Origin of the sequence: Pseudomonas sp. CM25 (assembly GCF_013179705.1) — a bacterium.
Classification (GTDB): Bacteria; Pseudomonadota; Gammaproteobacteria; order Pseudomonadales; family Pseudomonadaceae; genus Aquipseudomonas.
Map to the genome: position 1 here is coordinate 1 of NZ_JABMCW010000325.1, position 5,876 is coordinate 5,876.

Sequence of the window (5,876 nt, forward strand, 5' to 3'; positions counted from 1 at the left end):
AGACCACAATAATTAAGTCCTGCGCTCTTTCGCCCCGTGCGGCTACCGAAGCAAGGACACCGATCAGAGATCACTTCCATGCTCAAATGGTGCTCGCGTTCGATATTCCTGCAAGTCGTGCTCGGCCTTGCCCTCGGCATTGCCTGCGGCCTCAGCTTCCCCGACCTTTCCTTGCAACTCAAACCCCTCGGCGACGGCTTCATCAAGCTGATCAAGATGTTGATCGGCCTGATCGTGTTCTGCGTGGTGGTCAGCGGTATTTCCGGCGCGGGTGACCTGAAAAAGGTCGGGCGCATCGGCTTGAAATCGGTGATCTACTTCGAAGTGCTGACCACCATCGCCCTGGTGATCGGCTTGATCTTCGCCTTCAGCAGTGGCATTGGCAGTGGTGCCAACATCCACCTGGAGCAGCTGTCCAGCGCCGATGCCAGCAGCCTGGCCGAGCGTGGCCAGCACATCCACGGTGCCACGGCGTTCTTCATGGACCTGATCCCCACCTCGGTGATCGGTGCCTTTGCTGACAACAACATTCTGCAGGTGCTGCTGTTCTCGGTGCTGTTCGGCAGTGCGCTGAACCTGGTCGGGGACTCGGCCGCCGGGATTTCGCGGTTGATCAACGAACTGAGCCATGTGATCTTCCGGATCATGGGCATGATCGTGCGCCTGGCGCCGATTGGCGTATTCGGCGCCATCGCCTTTACCACCAGCAAGTACGGCCTGGAGTCGCTGCAGCACCTGGGTGGCCTGGTGGCACTGTTCTACCTGACCTGCGCCGGTTTCGTCCTGGTCGTGCTGGGCACGGTGATGCGCCTGTCGGGCCTGAAGCTGTTGCCACTGATCAAGTACCTGCGTGAAGAGCTGACCATCGTCCTTGGCACCGCGTCCTCCGACGCCGTGCTGCCACAAATCATGCGCAAACTAGAGCACCTGGGCATCGGCAGCTCCACCGTCGGCCTGGTTATCCCTACCGGCTACTCGTTCAACCTTGACGGCTTCTCCATCTACCTGACCCTGGCCATCGTGTTCATTGCCAACGCCACTGGCACGCCGCTGGAAATGACCGACCTGCTGACCATCCTGCTGGTGTCGTTGGTGACTTCCAAGGGTGCTCACGGCATCCCAGGCTCGGCCTTGGTGATTCTTGCCGCCACCTTGACCGCGGTACCGGCGATTCCGGTGGTCGGCCTGGTGCTGGTGCTGGCGGTGGACTGGTTCATGGGCATTGGCCGTGCGCTGACCAACCTGATCGGCAACTGCGTCGCCACCGTGGCCATCGCCCGCTGGGAGAAGGACATCGACCTTGAACGTGCGCAGAACGTGCTCGACGGCAAGCTCGGCTTCGCCCCCACGCCGCGCAAACAGCCCAATGTCCATCAACAGGAATTCTGAGTGAACGTGGCCGGCACTGATGCCGGCCCTTCCAGGAGCGAACCGTGATCAGCTCATCGACCGTCGTCAACTCAGTGGTGGAAAAGCTCCGCCAGGCCCTGGCCCGTGGCCAATGGCGCAGCGGCGACATGCTGCCGGGCCAGCGCGACCTGGCCGAGCAACTGGGTATCAGCCGCCCAAGCCTGCGCGAAGCGGTGACCGTGCTGGAAACCCAGGGCCTGGTGCGCTCGTTGCCGGGCAAAGGCGTGCTGGTGCTGGATGCCGACGCCGCCGCCCAGGAGCCGGGCCTGGAAACCAGCGCCGCAGCCAGCCTGGCCGATGTGCTGGAGCTGCGCTACACCCTTGAACCGTTCATCGTCGGGCTGGTGGCGCAATCAGCCAATAGCCAGGATATCGGCCAGTTGCGCCTGACCCTGATGGACATGCGCGAAGCGCTGGAGGCCGATGACAGCGAAGCCGGGGTCTCGGCCTACATCGCCTTCCATCAGGCGCTGTTCGCCCTGACCACCAACCCGATCTTCCAGAGCGTGGTGCAGCAGACCGGCAATGCCCTCAAGCAAAGCGCCGACATGCTGCGCAACTCGCCCGAACACCTGGCGGCCCGGCTGAAAGAAAACGAAGCCGTGGTACGTGCCATACGTGAACGCAACAGCGCCCAGGCCAGTGCCCAGATGCGCCAGCACATCCTGGCCGAAGGGCTGCGCATGGGCATAGCGCTGAACATCCCGGACGAACACCCGCATCCATGACCCCAGGAGAGCGACCATGAACGCCGCCCCCCACTTGCCTGCCCTGCTTGCGGCAGGCGAAACCCGCCTGTCGGCCGAGCAGATCTACCCGCGGCTGTTCGATGCCATTCTCGAACAACGCCTGCCGCCTGGCAGCCTGCTGCCCGAACAGGCGCTGGGCCATGCCTTTGGTGTCAGCCGCACCGTGATCCGTCGCGTGCTGGGGCGCCTGTCCGACCAGCAGGTGGTGGTGCAGCGCCCCAGCCACACCGCACACTTGGCCGCACCCGACCCGGACCAGGCGCGCCAGGTGCTCAGCGCCCGGCGCCTGGCCGAAACCACGCTGATCACCCTGGCAACCCAACGCGCCCGGCCGGCGCAGGTGCGCCAGCTACGGCAACTGGTGGAGCGTGAGCGCCAGCATCATGAGAGCGGCGAGCGTTGCGCGGCGATCCGCCTGGGCGGGGAGTTTCACCTGAAACTGGCGCAGGTGGCCGCCAATGCGCCACTGGCGCGGTTTCTGAACGGTTTGGTGCCGATGACCTCGCTGATCATCGCGCGCTATGAGTCACCGTGCTGTGACCACTGCGCGTGGGAAGAGCATGCGGCGATCATTGATGCTGTGGAGCAAGGCGACGCCGAAGCGGCATTGGGGCTGATGCACAGGCACCTGGACCGCCTGGAAGAAAAGCTCGACCTGGGATGACCCATTCACAATCCAGCTACTTGTGTAGGAGCGGCCTTGTGTCGCGATGGGCCGCAACGCGGCCCCGGCAATATCTGCTGCGCAGCTGAGAGCCTGGGGCCGCTTTGCGGCCCATCGCGACACAAGGCCGCTCCTACAGAGGGAACGCGTCGGGCAGGCGATGGGCTGCGCAGCGGCGACTGCAACCCCACCCTATACTCCGAGAACCACCCCAGCCTCTACCAGGGAGGCGGTTGCGTGAGTTCTCGTATCCCTCTGCTGTTGTGCCTGCTGCTGGCGCTTGTCGCCTGCGCGGGCAAGCGCCCGCCTGCCCCACCACCGCCGGCGGTGCTCACCCCCGACGCCTGGCAACGCATCGACCAGGATCTGATCGATGCCTCGGCCGGCGCTGCGGGCTCGGCCAACGACTATGCCCGGCGCTCGATGCGGGTGTGGAAGGAGCAGGTGCAGCAACGCACCGAAAGCGACTTCATCCCTTGGTTCACCGGCTACTGGACCCAGCAGTGGCTGACCTTGAAAGTAGCCTGGTACAAGCTTGACAGTGGCAAGGGCCGGGAGCCTGCAGAAAAGCGCCTGGCGCTGTACCTGCAGGAGCAGTACCACGAGCGGGTGATCGAGCCGGTGGCCGAGCAGATCAACCCGGAGGGTATTCGCGACCGTGCCTGCGAGCTCTATCTGCAACTGCTCGGCCAACAGCTACCGGCCATCATCAGCCGCTACAACGCGCCGCCCGAGCAGTTCAGCCAGCGCCTCAACCGCATCCCCGCCATCAACCTGGGGCCGCCGGACGCACGCAATGCCAGCCTGTATCAGCTGCTGCGGGCCCAGTCGCTGGACCAGCAGCCGGCCTGGCAAGCCATGCGCCAGCATTTGCATCAGCAGGCCAGCAAAGGCCCGGGTAACACCGATGTGGGTTTGAGTTCGGTGGCCACCCAGGCCAGTGAAAAGCTTGGGGCTACCCTGGCCCCGCGGGGCATCGCCAGTGCCGTGGCGTCAGCGGTGGGCAAGGTGGCGGGTGCTATGATCTCGATTGCGGCGGCGGGCTACGGGATGATGACCCATGATCGCGAGCAGCCGCAGATGGTCGAGCAGCTGCGGGTGATCCTCAATGTGGCGTTGAACCAGGAATGGCAAGAGCTGATGGAAAACCGCCAGAGCGGGGCCATGGCGGGCGTGTATTACCTGTCGGGGCAGGTTGAGGACAGTTTGCTGGCCAGTGCACCACGGCCGCTTGAGCAACGTGTGGAGCAGCCGGTGAAGCAGCGGCAGGAACCCTTGATCATCCGCCTGCCTTAGCGGTTGCCTGTGCCGGCCCGATCAGGCCGAGGCCAGGGCCGAATTTGGCAACCCGAACATCCGGTCGAACGCCCAGTTGTAGGCAAAGGTGTAGCAAGGGATCAGCACAATGAACGCCATGTCCACCAGCAACGCCTCGACCAGCGTCATTCCGAGCCACCAGGCGATCAGCGGGATCAGATACACCACCAGGGTCAGCTGAAAGCCGATGGCATGCGCCACCCTCCGCGCCACGCTGCGCCCACGCTTGGCCTGGCGGCTCTCCCAGTACTCGAAGAGGGTGTTGTAGATCAGGTTCCAGAGCATGGCGATGGTAGTGATCATCACCGCCAGCGGCCCGGTATGGGAGGCCTGGGTATCCGCCAGGTAGGCCAGCCCGAGGGTCGACATGCACAGCCCGATCAGTTCATAGAAAGTCACGTAGACCAGTTTGCGTTTCATTCCCTGCATCGGGAGTTTCCTCTGAATGACAAAAGCGGTGCGATAATGCTTCACGCTGCTTGACAGCAAAAGTCAGCAGCTGTCAGATCTACTGACAGGAGCCTGACATGAATTTTTCCAGCGACAACATCCAGCTGTTTCTCGCCGTGCTTGACCGCGGTTCGTTTTCTGCCGCCGCACGAGCCCTGCAGCGGGTGCCGTCCGCCGTGAGCATGGCCATTGGCAACCTTGAGGCCGAACTGGGTTACAGCCTGTTCGAGCGTGGCTCGCGTGAAGTTCGGGCTACAGCACAAGCGCTGGCCCTGGAGCCACACGCCCGACTGATTGCCGAACAGCTGGGGCTGCTGCAGGCACATGCCCTGGAATTGTCGCAGGGGCTGGAAAGCAGTCTGACGCTGGCCGTGGTGCCAGACATCGACCACCGCCCGCTGCTGGCAGCCATTGCCCGCCTCGGTGAGCGTCACCCGTTGCTGGACATCGCCCTGCTCAGCGCCCCGCAAGAGGAAGCCTTGCAGTTGCTGGACAGCGGCCGCGTAGACCTTTGTGTAGCCTTTGCCGGCCTGCAGGTCGATGCCCGGCGCGGCTTTCAGCACATCGGCATGGAGTCGCTGGTGGCAACTCTGTCGCCGGCCCACCCCGCCCTGCGCGAGGGGCGCATCCAGTACTTGGAGGACCTGACCCGGGTGCGGCAGATCCTGGTACGCAGCCGTGACCTGCCACTGACTGACCCGCGCCCGTTGATCGGCGCCACGCACTGGTCTACCGACAGCTTCGACCTGGCCCTGCAGATGGTCGAAACCGGCCTGGGCTGGGGCGACCTGCCGTTGTCGCGGGTAGCGCCGCTGATCGCCAGCGGGCGCCTGGTACGTCTGGATTTTCGCAATACACGCAATGAACTCCAGTTACCCGTGCACATCTTCTGGCGCAAACAACAGCCGCTGCAGCAGGCCGCACGCCTGTTGATCGAACAACTGGGCAAGCCATGATTACCGTCTGTCGAAACGCCTGTAAGAAATTTCTGTAGGCGCTTCAATATTTTACCCCTTGAGCCGATATCCCGGTCGATAGGCCCCGCAATGCGTCATGAGCGCGCTGCGCCCTCCCCTCATTGGCTCAAGGTCTCGAAACATGAACCTGAAATTTCGCCACAAGATCCTGCTCAGCGCCTGCGGCGTCGTGGTCCTGGCATTTGCCCTGTTCACGCTCTACAACGACTACCTGCAACGCAACACCATCCGCCAGAACATCGAAGCCTCGGTGGAGCAATCCGGTGCCCTGACCGCCAGCAGCGTGCAGAACTGGATGAGCGGGCGCAT

7 protein-coding genes are annotated in these 5,876 nt (G+C 63.6%); 6 read left to right on the forward strand and 1 reads right to left on the reverse strand.

What is annotated here, in order from left to right:
- Nucleotides 1-78 precede the first annotated feature (78 nt).
- The 4 genes from HP546_RS24430 (at nt 79) to HP546_RS24445 (ending at nt 4,119) form a co-directional block, all read left to right on the forward strand.
- The gene (locus HP546_RS24430) at nt 79-1,389 is read left to right on the forward strand and encodes a C4-dicarboxylate transporter DctA (protein WP_172230613.1); all 1,311 of its coding nucleotides are present in this window, start codon (nt 79-81) and stop codon (nt 1,387-1,389) included.
- A 44-nt stretch (nt 1,390-1,433) separates the two neighbouring features.
- Nucleotides 1,434-2,138: an FCD domain-containing protein gene (locus HP546_RS24435; RefSeq protein ID WP_172230616.1), complete on the forward strand. Its 705-nt coding sequence runs from the start codon at nt 1,434-1,436 to the stop codon at nt 2,136-2,138.
- Between the two features lie 16 nt (nt 2,139-2,154).
- A complete protein-coding gene (locus HP546_RS24440) occupies nt 2,155-2,823 on the forward strand; it encodes a GntR family transcriptional regulator (RefSeq protein ID WP_172230619.1) in 669 nt (222 codons plus the stop codon).
- A gap of 237 nt (nt 2,824-3,060) precedes the next feature.
- Complete coding sequence (locus HP546_RS24445) at nt 3,061-4,119, forward strand: hypothetical protein (RefSeq protein ID WP_172230624.1); 1,059 nt, start codon at nt 3,061-3,063, stop codon at nt 4,117-4,119.
- A gap of 21 nt (nt 4,120-4,140) precedes the next feature.
- On the opposite strand, the gene HP546_RS24450 is transcribed toward HP546_RS24445, so the two are convergent.
- Nucleotides 4,141-4,569 (reverse strand): PACE efflux transporter, encoded by a 429-nt coding sequence (locus HP546_RS24450; RefSeq protein WP_172230627.1) that lies wholly within the window; start codon nt 4,567-4,569, stop codon nt 4,141-4,143.
- A 98-nt stretch (nt 4,570-4,667) separates the two neighbouring features.
- Here HP546_RS24450 and HP546_RS24455 point away from each other — a divergent pair, with 98 nt between their 5' ends.
- Together HP546_RS24455 and HP546_RS24460 are read left to right on the forward strand one after the other, a co-directional pair.
- Entirely contained in the window at nt 4,668-5,546 is an 879-nt protein-coding gene (locus HP546_RS24455; protein ID WP_172230630.1) for a LysR family transcriptional regulator, read from the forward strand.
- 142 nt (nt 5,547-5,688) lie between these two features.
- The coding region (locus HP546_RS24460) for a hypothetical protein (protein WP_172230633.1) at nt 5,689-5,876 on the forward strand (188 nt) is incomplete at its 3' end.